This window comes from Streptomyces sp. NPDC015130, from assembly GCF_043080005.1.
Taxonomy (GTDB): Bacteria; Actinomycetota; Actinomycetes; order Streptomycetales; family Streptomycetaceae; genus Streptomyces.
Genome location: NZ_JBIBVC010000009.1, coordinates 279039 through 293300, shown reverse-complemented (window position 1 = coordinate 293300; position 14262 = coordinate 279039). Strand labels below are relative to the sequence as shown.

Annotated in this window: 14 protein-coding genes; 6 read left to right on the top strand and 8 right to left on the bottom strand. The window is 73.4% G+C overall.

Features of this window, described 5'->3' with window-relative positions:
• Window positions 1–87: 87 nt before the first annotated feature.
• Window positions 88–1587 (bottom strand): PLP-dependent aminotransferase family protein, encoded by a 1500-nt coding sequence (locus tag ACF08F_RS21360; RefSeq protein ID WP_392300089.1) that lies wholly within the window; start codon window positions 1585–1587, stop codon window positions 88–90.
• 64 nt (window positions 1588–1651) lie between these two features.
• Between ACF08F_RS21360 and ACF08F_RS21355 the strand changes: the two genes are divergently transcribed.
• The 4 genes from ACF08F_RS21355 (at window position 1652) to ACF08F_RS21340 (ending at window position 5335) form a co-directional block, all read left to right on the top strand.
• A complete protein-coding gene (locus ACF08F_RS21355; protein WP_392300088.1) occupies window positions 1652–2518 on the top strand; it encodes a YitT family protein in 867 nt (288 codons plus the stop codon).
• Window positions 2515–3279 carry a glycerophosphodiester phosphodiesterase gene (locus ACF08F_RS21350; RefSeq protein ID WP_392300087.1) on the top strand — a complete coding sequence of 255 codons (765 nt, stop codon included), beginning with the start codon at window positions 2515–2517 and terminating at the stop codon, window positions 3277–3279. The genes ACF08F_RS21355 and ACF08F_RS21350 overlap by 4 nt, the downstream gene beginning before the upstream one ends.
• 55 nt (window positions 3280–3334) lie before the next feature.
• Complete coding sequence (locus ACF08F_RS21345) at window positions 3335–4705, top strand: MFS transporter (protein WP_392300086.1); 1371 nt, start codon at window positions 3335–3337, stop codon at window positions 4703–4705.
• A gap of 255 nt (window positions 4706–4960) precedes the next feature.
• Entirely contained in the window at window positions 4961–5335 is a 375-nt protein-coding gene (locus tag ACF08F_RS21340; RefSeq protein ID WP_015032218.1) for an RNA polymerase-binding protein RbpA, read from the top strand.
• A 222-nt stretch (window positions 5336–5557) separates the two neighbouring features.
• On the opposite strand, the gene fxsA is transcribed toward ACF08F_RS21340, so the two are convergent.
• The 4 genes from fxsA to ACF08F_RS21320 form a co-directional block, all read right to left on the bottom strand.
• Window positions 5558–6151 carry an FxsA family membrane protein gene (gene fxsA / locus ACF08F_RS21335; protein WP_392300085.1) on the bottom strand — a complete coding sequence of 198 codons (594 nt, stop codon included), beginning with the start codon at window positions 6149–6151 and terminating at the stop codon, window positions 5558–5560.
• 85 nt (window positions 6152–6236) lie between these two features.
• On the bottom strand, window positions 6237–7049 hold the full coding sequence (locus ACF08F_RS21330) for a polyprenol monophosphomannose synthase (protein ID WP_392300084.1): 813 nt from the start codon (window positions 7047–7049) through the stop codon (window positions 6237–6239).
• A 412-nt stretch (window positions 7050–7461) separates the two neighbouring features.
• Window positions 7462–9126 carry an amidohydrolase gene (locus ACF08F_RS21325; protein ID WP_392300083.1) on the bottom strand — a complete coding sequence of 555 codons (1665 nt, stop codon included), beginning with the start codon at window positions 9124–9126 and terminating at the stop codon, window positions 7462–7464.
• Window positions 9127–9192: 66 nt separating this feature from the next.
• Complete coding sequence (locus ACF08F_RS21320; RefSeq protein ID WP_024760806.1) at window positions 9193–9633, bottom strand: Lrp/AsnC family transcriptional regulator; 441 nt, start codon at window positions 9631–9633, stop codon at window positions 9193–9195.
• Window positions 9634–9859: 226 nt separating this feature from the next.
• Between ACF08F_RS21320 and ACF08F_RS21315 the strand changes: the two genes are divergently transcribed.
• Entirely contained in the window at window positions 9860–10228 is a 369-nt protein-coding gene (locus ACF08F_RS21315; protein ID WP_392300082.1) for a hypothetical protein, read from the top strand.
• Between the two features lie 35 nt (window positions 10229–10263).
• On the opposite strand, the gene ACF08F_RS21310 is transcribed toward ACF08F_RS21315, so the two are convergent.
• Window positions 10264–11355, bottom strand: a complete 1092-nt coding sequence (locus ACF08F_RS21310) for a phosphotransferase family protein (RefSeq protein WP_392300081.1) — start codon at window positions 11353–11355, stop codon at window positions 10264–10266.
• Window positions 11356–11368: 13 nt separating this feature from the next.
• Entirely contained in the window at window positions 11369–12505 is a 1137-nt protein-coding gene (locus tag ACF08F_RS21305) for a hypothetical protein (protein ID WP_392300080.1), read from the bottom strand.
• A 264-nt stretch (window positions 12506–12769) separates the two neighbouring features.
• Between ACF08F_RS21305 and ACF08F_RS21300 the strand changes: the two genes are divergently transcribed.
• Window positions 12770–13111, top strand: coding sequence for a hypothetical protein (locus tag ACF08F_RS21300; protein WP_392300079.1), 342 nt, complete (start codon window positions 12770–12772; stop codon window positions 13109–13111).
• On the opposite strand, the gene ACF08F_RS21295 is transcribed toward ACF08F_RS21300, so the two are convergent.
• A complete protein-coding gene (locus tag ACF08F_RS21295) occupies window positions 13074–14246 on the bottom strand; it encodes an acyl-CoA dehydrogenase family protein (RefSeq protein ID WP_392300078.1) in 1173 nt (390 codons plus the stop codon). The two genes, ACF08F_RS21300 and ACF08F_RS21295, sit on opposite strands and share 38 nt — an antisense overlap.
• Between the last annotated feature and the right edge of the window lie 16 nt (window positions 14247–14262).

Below are 14262 nucleotides of genomic sequence, written 5' to 3'. Positions count from 1 at the left end.
CGCCGTTCTCTCCGCTCACCGGACGGAGGACCGAAGCCCGGGGCCCGACACCCGACGTCACGAACGACGTGCCTGCGCCCCTACGCCCTACGCCACGAACGAGCGGGGCGGCTCCACTCCCCCGCCCGCGCCCGACTCCACCAGCCGCGCGGCGGCGGCGAGCCGGACGGCGGCCTCGTCGGCGACCGGGCCGCCGACCGTGAAGGGCAGCCGGACGAAGCCCTCGAAGGCCCCGTCCACGCCGAAGCGCGGACCCGAGGGGACCCGGACGCCGACCCGTTCGCCCGCCTCGGCGAGCCGGGAGCCGGAGAGCCCGCCGGTGCGGACCCAGAGCGTCAGCCCGCCGCGCGGCACCGAGAACTCCCACTCCGGCAGCTCCCTGCGGACCGCCGCGACGAGCGCGTCCCGGTTCTCGCGCGCCTGCGCGCGCCGGAGGCTCACGGCCTCCTCCCAGCCGCCGGTCCCCATCAGCCAGTTCACGCCGAGCTGCTCCAGCACGGGCGTGCCGAGGTCCGCGTAGGCGCGCGCGGCCACGAGGGAGCGGATGACGTCGGGCGCGGCCCTGACCCAGCCGATCCGCATGCCCGCCCAGAAGGCCTTGCTGGCCGAGCCGACCGTCAGGACCGTCGAGCCCGCCGGGTCGAAGGCGCAGACCGGCCGGGGCATCTCCACGTCGTCGTCGAGGTGCAGCTCGGTCATGGTCTCGTCGACGACGAGGACCGTGCCGGCCGAGCGGGCCGCGTCCACGAGCTGCCGCCGCTGGTCCTCGTCCGCCAGCGCGCCGGTGGGGTTGTGGAAGTCGGCGACGACGTACGCGAGGCGGGGCGCCGCGTCCCGCAGCACCTGGCGCCAGCGGCCCATGTCCCAGCTGCCGAGCCCCTCCGACATGGCGACGGGGACGAGCCGGGCCCCGGCCTCCCGCATGAGCTGGAGGATGTTGGCGTACGAGGGCGACTCGACGGCGATGCGCTCGCCGCGCCCCGCGAAGAGGTGGCAGATGGCGTCGATGGCGCCCATGGCCCCGGTCGTCACCATGATCTGCTCGGGCATCGTGGGGATGCCGCGCGCCGTGTAGCGGTCGGCGAGCATCTGGCGGAGCGCGGGCAGCCCGGCCGGGTAGTCGCCGTGCGTGTGGGCGTAGGGCGGCAGCTCCTCCAGGGCGCCCTGGACGCCCCGGGTGAGCCAGGGCTCGGGCGCGGGCAGCGCCGCGCAGCCGAGGTCGATCATCGAGCCCAGTGCCTCCGGGGGCAGCGGTTCGAGGCCACGCGCGGGCAGCGGGTTCCCGGCCGGTACGGCCGTCCAGCTGCCGGCCCCGCGGCGGGACTCCAGGAAGCCCTCGGCGCGCAGCGCCTCGTAGGCCGCGGCGACCGTCGTCCGGCTGACGGTCAGCGCGACGGCGAGCTCCCGCTCGGCGGGCAGCCGGGCCGCGACGGGGACGCGGCCCTCCAGCACGAGGAGGCGGATGCCGTCGGCGAGGGCGCGGTAGGCGGGCGGCTTCCGCGTGCCGGGTGCCGAGGGCCGCGGCTGCTGCGCCTGGAGCTGCCGGGCGAGCTGAGCGGGCCCCACCGCCGAAGTCCACTGAGCCATCGAAATCAGTCCACCTTCATCGAATTGGCCATGGTTGGCACCGGATACCCCGCCACAGAGTGTCATGAGTCAGTCCACTACCACCACTCTGGGGGGCAGTCCCTTGTCCATCGCCTCCGGCCTCCACGGCCGGCACCTCACCCGCCGGCTCGTCCAGCTGTACGTCGGCCTGACGCTGTACGGGGTGAGCTCGGCGCTCCTGGTGCGCAGCGGGCTCGGGCTGGAACCGTGGGGCGTCCTGCACCAGGGGCTTGCCGAGAAGACCGGGCTGACCATCGGTGTGGTGTCGATCGTGGTCGGGGCTGCGGTGCTGCTCCTGTGGATCCCGATCCGGCAGCGGCCGGGGCTCGGCACCGTCTCCAACGTCTTCGTGATCGGCGTGGCGATGGACGGCACCTTGGCGCTGGTCCCGGACGTCCACGGCCTGGCCGGGCAGGTGCCGCTGCTGGTGCTCGGCATCGTCCTGAACGGGGTCGCCACCGGCCTGTACATCGCGGCGCGGTTCGGTCCCGGTCCGCGCGACGGGCTGATGACCGGTCTGCACCGGCTGACCGGCCGGTCGATCCGGCTGGTGCGGACGGCGATCGAGGTGGCCGTGGTCGCGACCGGCTTCGTGCTCGGCGGTTCGGTCGGCGTCGGCACGGTCCTGTACGCGCTGGCGATCGGCCCGCTCGCCCAGTACTTCCTGCGCTGGTTCGCCGTCCCCGAGGCCGCGCCCCGCCCCGAAGCCACGGACCGCCCCGAGGCCGCGCCCCGCCTCGAAGCCACGGACCGCCCCGAGGCCGCGCCCCGCCTCGAATCCGGCGGCTCAGCGCCCGCCGTCCGGCCGGAATCCGACCGCTCCGTGGCCGCCGAGGCCGCCGCCCGGCCGACGGCCGTCCGCCCGGAGGTCGCCCCCGAGACACCGGGACAGGCCATACTGCGCCCGTGACTCGCGTACGCCACCCCTACCTCGACCACCCCTCCCCCCTCGCGTTCGCCCACCGCGGCGGCACGGCGAACGGCCTGGAGAACACCGCGGCAGCCTTCCGCCGGGCCGCCGCGGCGGGCTACCGCTACTTCGAGACCGATGTGCACACGACGGCGGACGGTGTGCTCGTCGCCTTCCACGACGCGACCCTCGACCGGGTGACGGACGCCTCCGGCCGGATCCGCGACCTGCCGTGGGCGGCGGTGAGCGAGGCCCGCGTGGCCGGCCAGGAGCCGCTGCCGCTCTTCGCCGACCTCCTGGAGGAGTTCCCGGAGGCCCGCTGGAACGTGGACCTCAAGACCGAGTCGGCCCTGGAGCCGCTCGTGGACCTGATCCGGCGGACCGGCGCCTGGGACCGGGTGTGCGTGGGGTCCTTCACGGAGTCCCGGGTGGCGCGGGCCCAGCGGCTCGCGGGCCCCCGGCTCGCCACCTCGTTCGGGGTGCGCGGGGTCGTCGGACTCCGGCTGCGCTCGCTGGGGATCCCGGCGGCGGTGCGGGCGGGCGCGGTGGCCGCGCAGGTCCCGGAGCGCCAGGCCGGCTTCCCGGTGGTCGACCGTCGCTTCGTCCGGGAGGCGCATGCGCGCGGGCTCCAGGTCCATGTCTGGACGGTGAACGATCCGGAGCGGATGAACTCTCTCCTCGACCTGGGCGTGGATGGCATCATGACCGATCATCTGGAGACGCTGCGCTCGGTGCTGACCGAGCGGGGGGCGTGGGTCTGAGCGCGCGTCGAGCCGACGCGGGGCGGATCACGGGGACGAGCGAGGGGGCGCGGCCTTGACCGCAGACACCACCGAACCGGAGGAGTACGCCGCCGGTCCCGCCGAACGGCTGCGCGAGCAGCGCGGCTGGTACTTCTACGACTTCGCGTGCTCGGTGTACTCGACGACCGTCGTCACCGTGTTCCTGGGGCCGTACCTGACCTCGGTGGCGCGGGCGGCGGCCGACGCCGAGGGCTTTGTGCACCCGCTCGGGATTCCCGTGCGGGCGGGCTCGCTCTTCGCCTACGCCGTCTCCGCCTCGATCGTGATCGCGGTGCTGGCGATGCCGATGGTGGGCGCGGTGGCGGACCGTACGGGCCGGAAGAAGCCGCTGCTCGCGGCGGCGGCGTACCTGGGGGCCGCGGCCACGGCGGGGATGTTCTTCCTCGAAGGCGACCGCTACCTCCTGGGCACCTTCCTGCTGATCGTGGCGAACGCCTCGCTCGCGGTGTCGATGGTGCTCTACAACGCCTACCTGCCGCAGATCGCGGAGCCGGACGAGCGGGACAAGGTCTCCTCGCGGGGCTGGGCCTTCGGCTACACGTCCGGCGCGCTGGTCCTCGTCCTGAACCTGGTCCTGTACTCGGGCCACGACTCGTTCGGCCTCACCGAGGGCGAGGCGGTCCGGATCTGCCTCGCCTCGGCCGGTGTGTGGTGGGGCGCCTTCACCCTCGTTCCGCTGCGGCGGCTGCGTGACCGGCACGTCCGCGCGGAGGGCGGCGAGGCCGCGCGGGCGGGCGGGGTCGGCGGTGGCTGGCGGCAGCTGCGGGCGACCCTCAAGGACATGCGCCGCCATCCGCTGACGCTCTCCTTCCTGCTGGCCTATCTGGTCTACAACGACGGCGTGCAGACGGTGATCTCACAGGCCTCGGTGTACGGCTCGGAGGAGCTGGGCCTCGACCAGACGACGCTGATCACGGCGGTGCTGCTGGTCCAGGTGCTGGCGGTGGCGGGTGCGCTGGGGATGGGGCGACTCGCCCGGACGCACGGCGCCAAGCGGACGATCCTCGCCTCGCTGGCGGTCTGGACGCTGATCCTCGTGGCGGGTTACTTCCTGCCGGCCGACGCGCCCGTGTTCTTCTACTGCCTGGCGGCCGCGATCGGTCTGGTCCTGGGCGGCAGCCAGGCCCTGTCGCGCTCGCTCTTCTCGCATCTGGTGCCGCGCGGCAAGGAGGCGGAGTACTTCTCGGCCTACGAGATGAGCGACCGGGGGCTGAGCTGGCTGGGGCCACTCGTGTTCGGTCTCGCGTATCAGCTGACCGGCAGCTATCGAGATGCCATCATCTCTCTCGTGATCTTCTTCGCTGTCGGCTTCGTCCTGCTCGCCCGGGTCCCGGTGCGGCGCGCGGTGGAGGAGGCGGGGAACCCGCTGCCGGAGCGAATTTAGACGCGGAAGTGAAAGGCCGGTAGTGTACGCCTTTGGCCTGCCAGGCGGACCGTTACTGCGTGCTGCTTTGGTGAAGACAGTGAGTCACATCTGATGTCAGATGTGACAAAACGGGCACTGGTGGGTACAACAAGGGGCGGCACGACGGGCGACGCATGACCCGGCACGGGAATCTTTACCGCCGACCGGACGTTGACCGGATAACGACGACAGCGACACCTGTCCTGTGGGCGACAAGCCCGGGAGGCACGATTCATGAGTGAGCGAGCTCTTCGCGGCACGCGCCTCGTGGTGACCAGCTACGAGACCGACCGCGGCATCGATCTGGCTCCGCGCCAGGCCGTGGAGTACGCATGCGAGAAGGGCCATCGTTTTGAGATGCCCTTCTCGGTGGAGGCGGAGATTCCGCCGGAGTGGGAATGCAAGGTCTGCGGAATCCAGGCACTCCTGGTGGACGGGGACGGACCTGAGGAGAAGAAGGGCAAGCCTGCGCGTACGCACTGGGACATGCTCATGGAGCGGCGAACCCGCGAGGAGCTGGAGGAGGTCCTCGCCGAGAGGCTGGCCGTCCTGCGCTCCGGCGCCATGAACATCGCCGTGCATCCGCGCGACAGCCGCAAGTCCGCCTAGCGGACCGCCGGACTGACAACCCGGACCGACAACGCCGCGGGGCCTGGTACACACCACGTGTACCAGGCCCCGCGGCGTTTCCGTGTGCCAGCTGGTCCACGGCCGGTCCTCGTACGGGGGCCCACGCCTGCCGGACCGGCGGCCGGAACCGGGTGCGCGGAGACGCGGATACGCGAGCTCCGCGCACCCGGGGAAGGATGCGCGGAGCTCGTACGGCGTCGATCAGGGCAGCAGGGGCGGGCGGGGCACCTCGGGGCCGCGGGGGCCCTGGCTCGCGTCCTCGCGGACGACCTCGCCCTGGACGACCTTTCCGTCCGGGCGGTGGATGCGCGCCTGCTGGAAGGCGTCCTGGAGGCTGCCGGGAGGCGCCGCGGCCATCCGGCGCTCGACGGCCTTCTCCGTGTACCGCCCGAGGAAGGAGCGGACCGGCGGGATGAGCAACAGGAGTCCGGCCGCGTCCGAGACGAAGCCGGGCAGCATCAGGAGCAGACCACCGAGCATCAGGAAGCCGTTGCGGTCCGCCGCGCCGGTCGTGGCGTCCTGCGTCGGCATCTGGCCCGTCCGGGCGGCCGTCTGGGCCTGCTGGAAGGTCGTGGTGAGGTTCCGGAAGGCGCGGCGGCCCGCCCGCTTCACCACGGTGGCGCCGAGCACGGCGCCACCGACGAGCAGGGCGAGCACGGTGAGCGCGCCCGTCGCGCTCGCCACCACCGTGAGCAGCCAGATCTCCAGGACCAGCCAGGCGGCGACGGCGAGGGGGGCGAAGGTGCGCGCGCGGGAGCGCTTGGGGGCGAGGGGAGGCGTTGCGCCGGTCGTCATGGCCCCCAGTGTGCCTGGCGCCCCGCCGGAACGTCGTAAAGAAGGAATCAGTACGAGCGACGGGGGCCGGGCTGACGGGGAGGCGTCAGGAGGACTTGCGGCCGAGCATCCTGCCGACCTTCTCCGCACGCGCGGTCAGGCCCCAGCCGGTGACCCGCCACAGCGCCTCGACGACGATGTTCCGGCTCATCTTGGAGTCGCCGACCTCGCGCTCCACGAAGGTGATCGGGACCTCGACGACGTGGAAGCCCGCGGCGACCGCGCGGCGGGCCAGGTCGACCTGGAAGCAGTAGCCCGCGGAGGCCACGTCCTCCAGGCCCAGGCCCTCCAGGGTCTCCTTGCGGAAGGCCCGGTAGCCGCCGGTGACGTCGCGGATCGGCACGTCGAGCATCACGCGGGAGTAGAGGCTGCCGCCGCGGGAGATGAACTCGCGGGACTTGGGCCAGTTCACGATCCGGCCGCCCGGCACCCAGCGCGAGCCGAGGACCAGGTCCGCGCCCTTGAGGGCGGTGAGCAGCCGCGGCAGCTCCTCCGGCTGGTGCGAGCCGTCCGCGTCCATCTCGACGAGGACGTCGTAGCCGTGCTCGATGCCCCAGCGGAAGCCGGCGAGGTAGGCGGCGCCGAGCCCCTCCTTGCCCTTCCGGTGCAGGACGTGGACGTGATCGTCCTCGGAGGAGATCTCGTCCGCGAACTTGCCCGTACCGTCGGGGCTGTTGTCGTCCGCGACGAGAACGTGCGCCTCGGGTACCGCCTCCCGCACCCGCGCGACGATCGGCTTGATGTTCTCCGCCTCGTTGTAGGTCGGAATGATCACCAAGGCCTTGCCGAGCGGGCCGTAACGCCTCTGGCCACCGTCGTTCACTACTGCCCCTTCGGATACATACGAGAACCCCACCATAGCGAGGTCCTCGGAGTGCTCCGGCGCGGCGGTCGCGCGGTTACCGGACATATGGGGGCGGTTGCCGTGCGGTGCGGGGCCCGACGTCCTTCGGTCCGACCTGGGATCCGCTGGCTGCGGGTCGACCGAGAGCCGTTGTCTACTGAACGTCCGGGCCCCACCCGGGTCGCACCTTCCGCCGGAGAAACCTTCCCTCGCGGCCGAGGCGCGGGCGGCGGTCGGCGGCTGCGGGGCGGTGTGAACCGGTCGGACGTCCTGTGGTGGACGCCGTGAACCTACCCGCCCGCGACCGTCGACTGTCAACACCCGCTTGACCTGCGGAGACTCCATGAAAGGCCAGGCAGGAGAGGAAGATCCGCAGGTCGGGGACAAGCGTACGGAGCGGTGTCGGGCGGTCGGAAATATCCCTACATCACTCGTTCGGCCGTACGAACACCGCCTGCCCGTACACCACCGTACGGAGGCAGACGGGGAGCTCCGCACCGGGAGACAGATCGGGCAGACCGGGCGTACCGGAGCGGGGGTCGGTGGACCAGCGGGCCACCCGGTCGTCGGGGGCCTGGACGAGGAGTTCGCCGGTGCTCCAGACCGCGTAGTCGGCGGGGGCGCCGGGGACGAGCGTCCCGGCGTCGTCACGGCCCACGGCCCGCCAGCCGCCCCGGGTGTGAGCGGTGAAGGCGGCGCGGACGGAGATCCGGTGCTCGGGGGTGCGGTGGAACGCGGCGGCGCGGACGGTGCCCCACGGGTCGAGCGGGGTGACCGGGCCGTCGGAGCCGAAGGCCAGCGGCACGCCGGCGCGCAGGAGCGCCGCGTACGGGTTGAGGGTCCTGGCCCGCTCGACGCCGAGCCGGTCGGCGTACATGCCCTGCTCGCCGCCCCAGAGGGCGTCGAAGGCGGGCTGGACGGAGGCGGTGAGGCCCAGCTCGGCGAAGGCGGCGATCGTCTCGGGGGTGAGCATCTCGGCGTGCTCGACGCGGTGCCGGGCTGCCCGGATCCGGGCGAGGCCGAGCTTCTCGGCGGCGGCGCGGACGCCCTCGACGACCGCGCCGACGGCGGCGTCCCCGATGGCGTGGAAGCCGGCCTGGAGCCCCGCCTCGGTGCAGGCCACGACGTGGGCGGCGACGGTGGGGGCGTCCAGGTGGGCGGCGCCCGTGGGGGCGGTGCCGGCGTGGGCCGCGTGGTCCGCGTACGGCTCGTGGAGGCAGGCGGTGTGGGAGCCGAGGGAACCGTCGGCGAACAGGTCACCGGCCGCCCCGAGGGCGCCCAGGGCCCGGGCACGGTCGATGTCGAGGTCGGCCCAGTAGCCCACGACCCGGGGTCCGGCCTCGGAGCGTGCGAGGTCCAGGAGGCCGGTGAAGTCGTCCTCGGAGGAGATCCGGGGGCCGCCGCACTCGTGCAGGGTGCCGATGCCGAGGGAGGCGGCGTGGCTGCGGGCGGCGCGCTGCGCCTCCGTGCGCTGGGCCGGGGAGACGGCGGCGAAGGCGGCGGCGCGGACGGCGTGATGCGCGTCACCGGTGAGCGGCCGCTGCCCGTCGTGGAAGCCGTCCAGGTCGCGGATGCCGGGGACGAGGTCGAGGAGGGCGGTCGTGACGACGGCCGAGTGGACATCGATCCGGGTCAGGTAGAGCGGGCGGCCGCCGGTGAGCCCGTCGAGCTCATCGCGGGTGAGCGGGCGGCGCTCGGGCCACCGGGAGGCGTCCCAGCCGTGGCCGATGAGGATGCGGTCCGCGGGGCGGGCGGCGGCGTGGGACCGGATCAGCTCCGCCGCCTCGGCGAGCGAGGCGGCGGAGGACAGGTCGAGGCCGGTGAGGGCGAAGCCGGTGGCCGTGGTGTGCACGTGCGCGTCGACGAACGCCGGGGTGACGAGCGCACCCTCCAGGTCGACCACCTCGTCCACACCGGAGGCGAAGGCGTCGGCCGCGCCCTCCGAGCCCACCCAGGCGACGTGCCCGCGCTCCACCACCATGGCGGTGGCGAAGGGATCGGCGGGGCTGTGGACTTCCCCGCCGCGCAGCAGCACGGTGCGCTGCTCGTCGGCGGGGGCGGCGGCGGACGCCGCGGACATGGACTCACTCATGCGACCAGGCTAGGGCGTGCGGGGACCCGGTTTGTCCGGCAGGTCCCCGTCCGGGGTGGCGCGTGGTCAGATGCGGGGTGGCCGGGCCTCGTACGGGGTGGACAGGACGACGGTCGTGCGGCTGGACACCCCGGCCTGCGAGCGGATGCGGCTGAGCAGGTGCTCCAGCTCCAGCGGCGTGGCGACCCGGACCTTCAGGATGTAGTTCTCCTCGCCGGCGACGCTGTGACAGGCCTCGATCTCCGGGATGTCGGCGAGCCGGTCGGGGGTGTCGTCGGGGGCGCTCGGGTCGAAGGGTTTGACCGAGATGAACGCGGTGAGCGGCAGGCCCACGGCCTCCGGGTCGACGACGGCGGCATAGCCGCGGATGACTCCGCGCTGCTCGAGCCGGCGGACGCGCTGATGCACAGCCGAGGTGGACAGGCCGGTGGCCTTGCCCAGGTCGGTGTAGCTCATGCGCCCGTCCTTGACGAGCAACTCGACGATCTGACGATCCAGCTCCTCCATGCGGTGACCCTAGTGCGCCCCGCCCGCACCGGGACAACCGGGGGCCACCCGTATAGGCCGCTATGGGCGGTCACGGGGCACCTGCGACGGGCATGTGACGAACACCACAGGTTTGCGTCGGGCCCGGGGTCCCGGCTCACGGTTATGCGGAGTTCCGCATGGGAAGTGCTTGCTGTGGTCGAGGCCGTCACAGACCCGGCCGACGCACCCGAGGGGGAGATTCTCCATGCAGGATCCTGTTGAATCCGTCGACACGTTCGACGAGCTCGACGCGTACGACACCTTTGAGATGTTCCGGGTCGTCTGCCCGGAGTGCGTGCAGCCGATCGCGCTGCTCGCCGACGAGGACGTGCTGCCCGAGCACGCCCAGTGCCCCACGCCGTGGAACCCCTTCGTCCTGACGGTCTGCCGGGGCACGGGCCTCCCGGCCGCCTCGGCCGTCCCGGCGGACGACAGCCTGGAGGCGCAGGAGCAGGACACCGCGCTGCTCCTGACGCTCCCCCAGGGTCTCGACTGGCGGACGCAGCCCTTCTCGCACGTCGGCGGTCCGGGCTCGCGTCCGCTGCGGGTGCCCCAGATGCGGCGCGCCGCTTAGTCCGTGATCGGCGGTGCCCGCTCAGGGCACCCGCCTCACCAGTAGCTTCCCCGCACCATCGCCGCGAGCGTGGCGTGGTGCAGGATGAGGGCGTCCGGGTCGCCGGGCACCTCGACCTCTCCGAAGTGGGCCTGCCGGTACGCGATCCTGAGCATCACGATCGCGTGCCGCAGCGCCGCGTAGAGCGTGTGGAACTCCATGTCGCGCGGGGTGTGCCCGGTCAGTTCCGCGTACCGCCGCTCGATCGCGTCGCGGCGCAGGAAGTCGGGCAGGCCGGGCTGGCCGAAGGAGACCGTCAGGTCCTGGAAGAAGCGGTGGAGGTAGACCGTCCACCCGAGGTCGACCTCGCGCGGGACGCAGGACGCCATCTCCCAGTCGAGGACGGCGGCGGGCGTGAACCCGTCGTAGACGATGTTCCCGATCCGGGCGTCGCCCCAGCCGAGGACGGCCTGCCCCTCGTCCGCCGGCCAGTGCGCCTCCAGCCAGTCGAAGGCCGACTCGATGAGCGGCGAGGGGGCGAGCCCCTCCACCACCCACGCGTAGTAGGCGCGTTGGGCGTCGACGTGGCGGCGCAGCGGAGTGCCCGCACCGTCGGGCAGGAGGAACTCGGCCTCCTTGGCGGGGAACTGGTCGTGCAGCCGGGCCAGTACGGCGACGGACTCGTCCTCCAGGAGGGCGCGTTCGGCGTCGGTGGCGGCGTGCAGCCAGTTCCCCTCGTACGTGTAGGGCATGACGTCCGGCGGCACGCGGCCCTCGGCGCGGGCCATCACGAAGAACGGGGCGCCGAGCGGCTCCGGGTCCTCCTCCAGCCAGAGCACCCGCGGTACGGGAACGTCGGTGTGCTCGCCGACGAGGCGCATCACGCGGTGCTGCCGTGCCATGTCGTAGACGGGGAAGACGGTGTACGCGGCGGGGTCGGCCGCCAGCCGGAGGGCGCAGCCGCGCACGGGGGCGTCGGGGTGCTCCAGGTCGAAGAGCAGCGTCTCGCTGGACATGCCGTTGGAGCCGGGCACGGCGAGGCCGGTGACGCGGGCGCCGGGCAGGTGCCGGTCCAACCAGGCGGTGAGCCGGCGGCCGAGCTCCTCGGGGTCGCGGGTGCTGGTGCGGGGACGGGGGGCGGTTGCCATGGCGGTCTCCTCCTCAGCCGGCCGTCGAGGTGTGGTCGGCGAAGCCGCTGGGGTCGTGGCGGCCGAAGGAGCCGTGTTCGAAGATGCCGTAGCCGGTGCGGCCGTCGAGGGTGAAGCGGGCGGCGTGGTCGGTGACCCCGTAGGCGGCCATGGGGTGCGCGGACGGGTCGGAGAGGTCGTAGACGCGCCGGTCGGTCCAGCCCCGGCCCTGCCAGGTGCCGTGCTGCCAGTCGGTGGCGGGCGGGTATCCCGCGCCGACGGCCAGGGGCGAGGAGGCGAGGATCTCGACGCCGATCTCCAGGGGTTTCCCGGCCGGGTCGGCGAGGTGGACGACGGCCCGCTCGGGGTGGCGGGTGCCGGGGCGGTACGTGATGTCGGTGCGGGGCCAGCCGAGTTGGGTGTCGCGGTGGCCGTTCCGTACGAGCAGGGCCTCGTTGAGGGTGCGGTAGCCGTCGGCGTCCTCCTGGGCGATGACCATGAGGAAGCGGTCCTCGAAGCGCATCGGTATCCAGAGCCAGTGGAAGCCCTCGGGGCGGAACTCGGCTGCGCGGCCGGGTTCTTCGCCGGGTATCGGGCGGACCCCCCAGCTGCGGTCGCGGGTGCCGGTCCACTCCGCCTCGGTGACCGTGAACTCCTCGCCGCCGGCCCTGATCGTGCCCGCGCAGTGCCCGGCCTGGACGAAGCGGCGGCCTTCGAGGGTGAGGCGGCCGCCGTGGCGCTGGGTGTGGTGGGGCTCCCAGACGGTGGGGAAGTCGCCGGTCCAGGTGAGGTCGAGGGAGAGGCCCTCGGGGTCGTCGGGATCGGCGTCGCAGTGCAGGGAGAGCCGCTTGAGGGGTTCGTCGACCGTGATGGTGAGGGGGCCGACGGAGAGGTTCGTGCGGTCGTCGCCGAGGGCGTCCGAGGCGCGGACGGCGTGCAGCCGGTCGCCGATGCGGAGGGTCGCGTAGGCGTCGATGACGCCGGTGTTCGGGTAGACGCCGAGGCCGGCGATGAGCAGGGCCCTGCCCTGGTGGTCGAAGACGTGGAAGATGCAGCGGTCGTAGGCGTTGCGGTCGCCGCTGACGTGGTGCTTCATCGAGAGCGGGGCCTGGTGCACCGGGTATTCGTCGAGCGCGACGGGCCGGTCCTCCGCGTGCCGGTTCACCGACATGACTGACCTCCTGATCGGCGGGTGGTTCCGCGTCGGCGGGTGCTTCCGCGATGAGAGCTGACGGTACGTCAGATGAGCGCGGCGGGACCAGAGCCGCGCACCGGGTACCGGGCGAACTGCCGCCCGAATCCGTTCGGGGGTGACCCCGAACGGCCGGAAGGCGTTGGTCCGGGCATGACCACGCTGTACACGACTCCCAGTGGCTACGGTCGGCACCGGCAGGCCGAGCCGTACGGTGAAGAATCGGTTCCTCATAAGGCGCCGGTGCCTCCGCAGACGCCCGCACCCCTCGCCGCACAGGCGGCGGCCCCTGTGCCCCTCGCCGCCCCTCTGCCGGCCCCCGCGCCCGGCGGCGCACCGCTGCCGCCCCCCACACCCGTCCCGATGCCCGTGCCCGGCGCGGTCCCCGTCGCCGTGCCGATCCCCGGCCCGGCCTGCGCCGACCCGCCCATCTACCAGGACGTCCTCAGCCTGTGGGCCAGCCAGGGCCGCACCCTCCCCGGCCACCGCGACCAGGAGTGGGCCCGGCTCGCCGCCGGTCCGGTCTGGGCGGACCGGACCGTACGCGTCAGCGGGACTCTGGTCCGACGAGGTGACGTGCGATGACCACCCGCTGGATCTGATTGGTCCCCTCGACGATCTGCAGCATCTTCGCCTCGCGCAGATACCGCTCCACGGGGAAGTCCGCGGTGTAGCCGTACCCGCCGAGCACCTGCACCGCGTCGGTCGTGATCCGCATCGCGGCGTCCGTGCAGAAGAGCTTGGCCATGGCCGCCGACCGCCCGAACTCCCGCCCCTCGTCCCGGAGCCGCGCCGCCTCCAGGCAGAGCGCCCGGCCCGCCTCCAGCTGGGTCGCCATGTCGGCGAGCAGGAAGCGGAGACCCTGGAAGTCGGCGATCGGGCGCCCGAACTGCCGGCGCCCCCGCGCGTACGCGACGGCCTCGTCCAGCGCCGCCCGGGCCAGCCCGACCGCGCAGGCGGCGATGCCGAGCCGCCCCGAGTCCAGGGCGGCGAGCGCGATGGCGAACCCCTGGCCCTCCGCGCCGAGGCGCCGCGCGTCGGGGACCCGTACGCCGTCGAAGTTCAGCTGGGCGGTGGGCGAGCCCTTCATGCCCATCTTCCGCTCGGGCGGGGCCGCGCTGAGCCCCGGGGCGTCCCCCGGCACCAGGAAGGCGCTGATGCCGCGCGCCCCCGGACCGCCGGTGCGGGCCATGACCGTGCAGAAGTCCGCGATCCCGCCGTGGGTGATCCAGGCCTTGGTGCCGTCGACGACCCAGTCCTCGCCGTCCCGGACGGCCCGGGTCCGCAGCGCCGCCGCGTCCGAGCCGGCGGAGGGTTCGGAGAGGCAGTACGCCCCGAGGAGGCCGCCGCCCAGCATCGCGGGCAGGTGCTCGGCCCGCTGCTCCTCGGTGCCGTAGCCCGCGAGCGCGTGGCAGGAGAGCGTGTGGACGCTGACGCCGAGGCCCACGGTGAGCCGGGCCGCCGCGAGCTCCTCCAGGACCTGGAGGTAGACCTCGTACGGCTGCCCTCCCCCGCCGTACTCCGGGTCGTACGGGAGTCCGAGCAGCCCCGACCGGGAGAGAAGCGCGAAGAGCTCGCGGGGGAAGACCCCGGCCGCCTCCTCCTCCGCGGCGCGCGGGGAGATCTCGCGCCGGGCGATGTCACGGACCAGGGCGAGCAGCTCCCTGGCCTCGTCGCTGGGCAGCCGGCGTTCCACGCCGTCGGCGGGGCTTTCGGACATGGCCGGGTGCTCCTCC

Excerpts from the sequence above, each read along its gene's own strand:
- ACF08F_RS21360 (WP_392300089.1), bottom strand. The coding sequence starts at position 1,587 with ATGGCTCAGTGGACTTCGGCGGTGGGGCCCGCTCAGCTCGCCCGGCAG.
- ACF08F_RS21355 (WP_392300088.1), top strand. The coding sequence starts at position 1,652 with ATGAGTCAGTCCACTACCACCACTCTGGGGGGCAGTCCCTTGTCCATC.
- ACF08F_RS21340 (WP_015032218.1), top strand. The coding sequence starts at position 4,961 with ATGAGTGAGCGAGCTCTTCGCGGCACGCGCCTCGTGGTGACCAGCTAC.
- fxsA (WP_392300085.1), bottom strand. The coding sequence starts at position 6,151 with ATGACGACCGGCGCAACGCCTCCCCTCGCCCCCAAGCGCTCCCGCGCG.
- ACF08F_RS21330 (WP_392300084.1), bottom strand. The coding sequence starts at position 7,049 with ATGGTGGGGTTCTCGTATGTATCCGAAGGGGCAGTAGTGAACGACGGT.
- ACF08F_RS21325 (WP_392300083.1), bottom strand. The coding sequence starts at position 9,126 with ATGAGTGAGTCCATGTCCGCGGCGTCCGCCGCCGCCCCCGCCGACGAG.
- ACF08F_RS21320 (WP_024760806.1), bottom strand. The coding sequence starts at position 9,633 with ATGGAGGAGCTGGATCGTCAGATCGTCGAGTTGCTCGTCAAGGACGGG.
- ACF08F_RS21315 (WP_392300082.1), top strand. The coding sequence starts at position 9,860 with ATGCAGGATCCTGTTGAATCCGTCGACACGTTCGACGAGCTCGACGCG.
- ACF08F_RS21310 (WP_392300081.1), bottom strand. The coding sequence starts at position 11,355 with ATGGCAACCGCCCCCCGTCCCCGCACCAGCACCCGCGACCCCGAGGAG.
- ACF08F_RS21305 (WP_392300080.1), bottom strand. The coding sequence starts at position 12,505 with ATGTCGGTGAACCGGCACGCGGAGGACCGGCCCGTCGCGCTCGACGAA.
- ACF08F_RS21295 (WP_392300078.1), bottom strand. The coding sequence starts at position 14,246 with ATGTCCGAAAGCCCCGCCGACGGCGTGGAACGCCGGCTGCCCAGCGAC.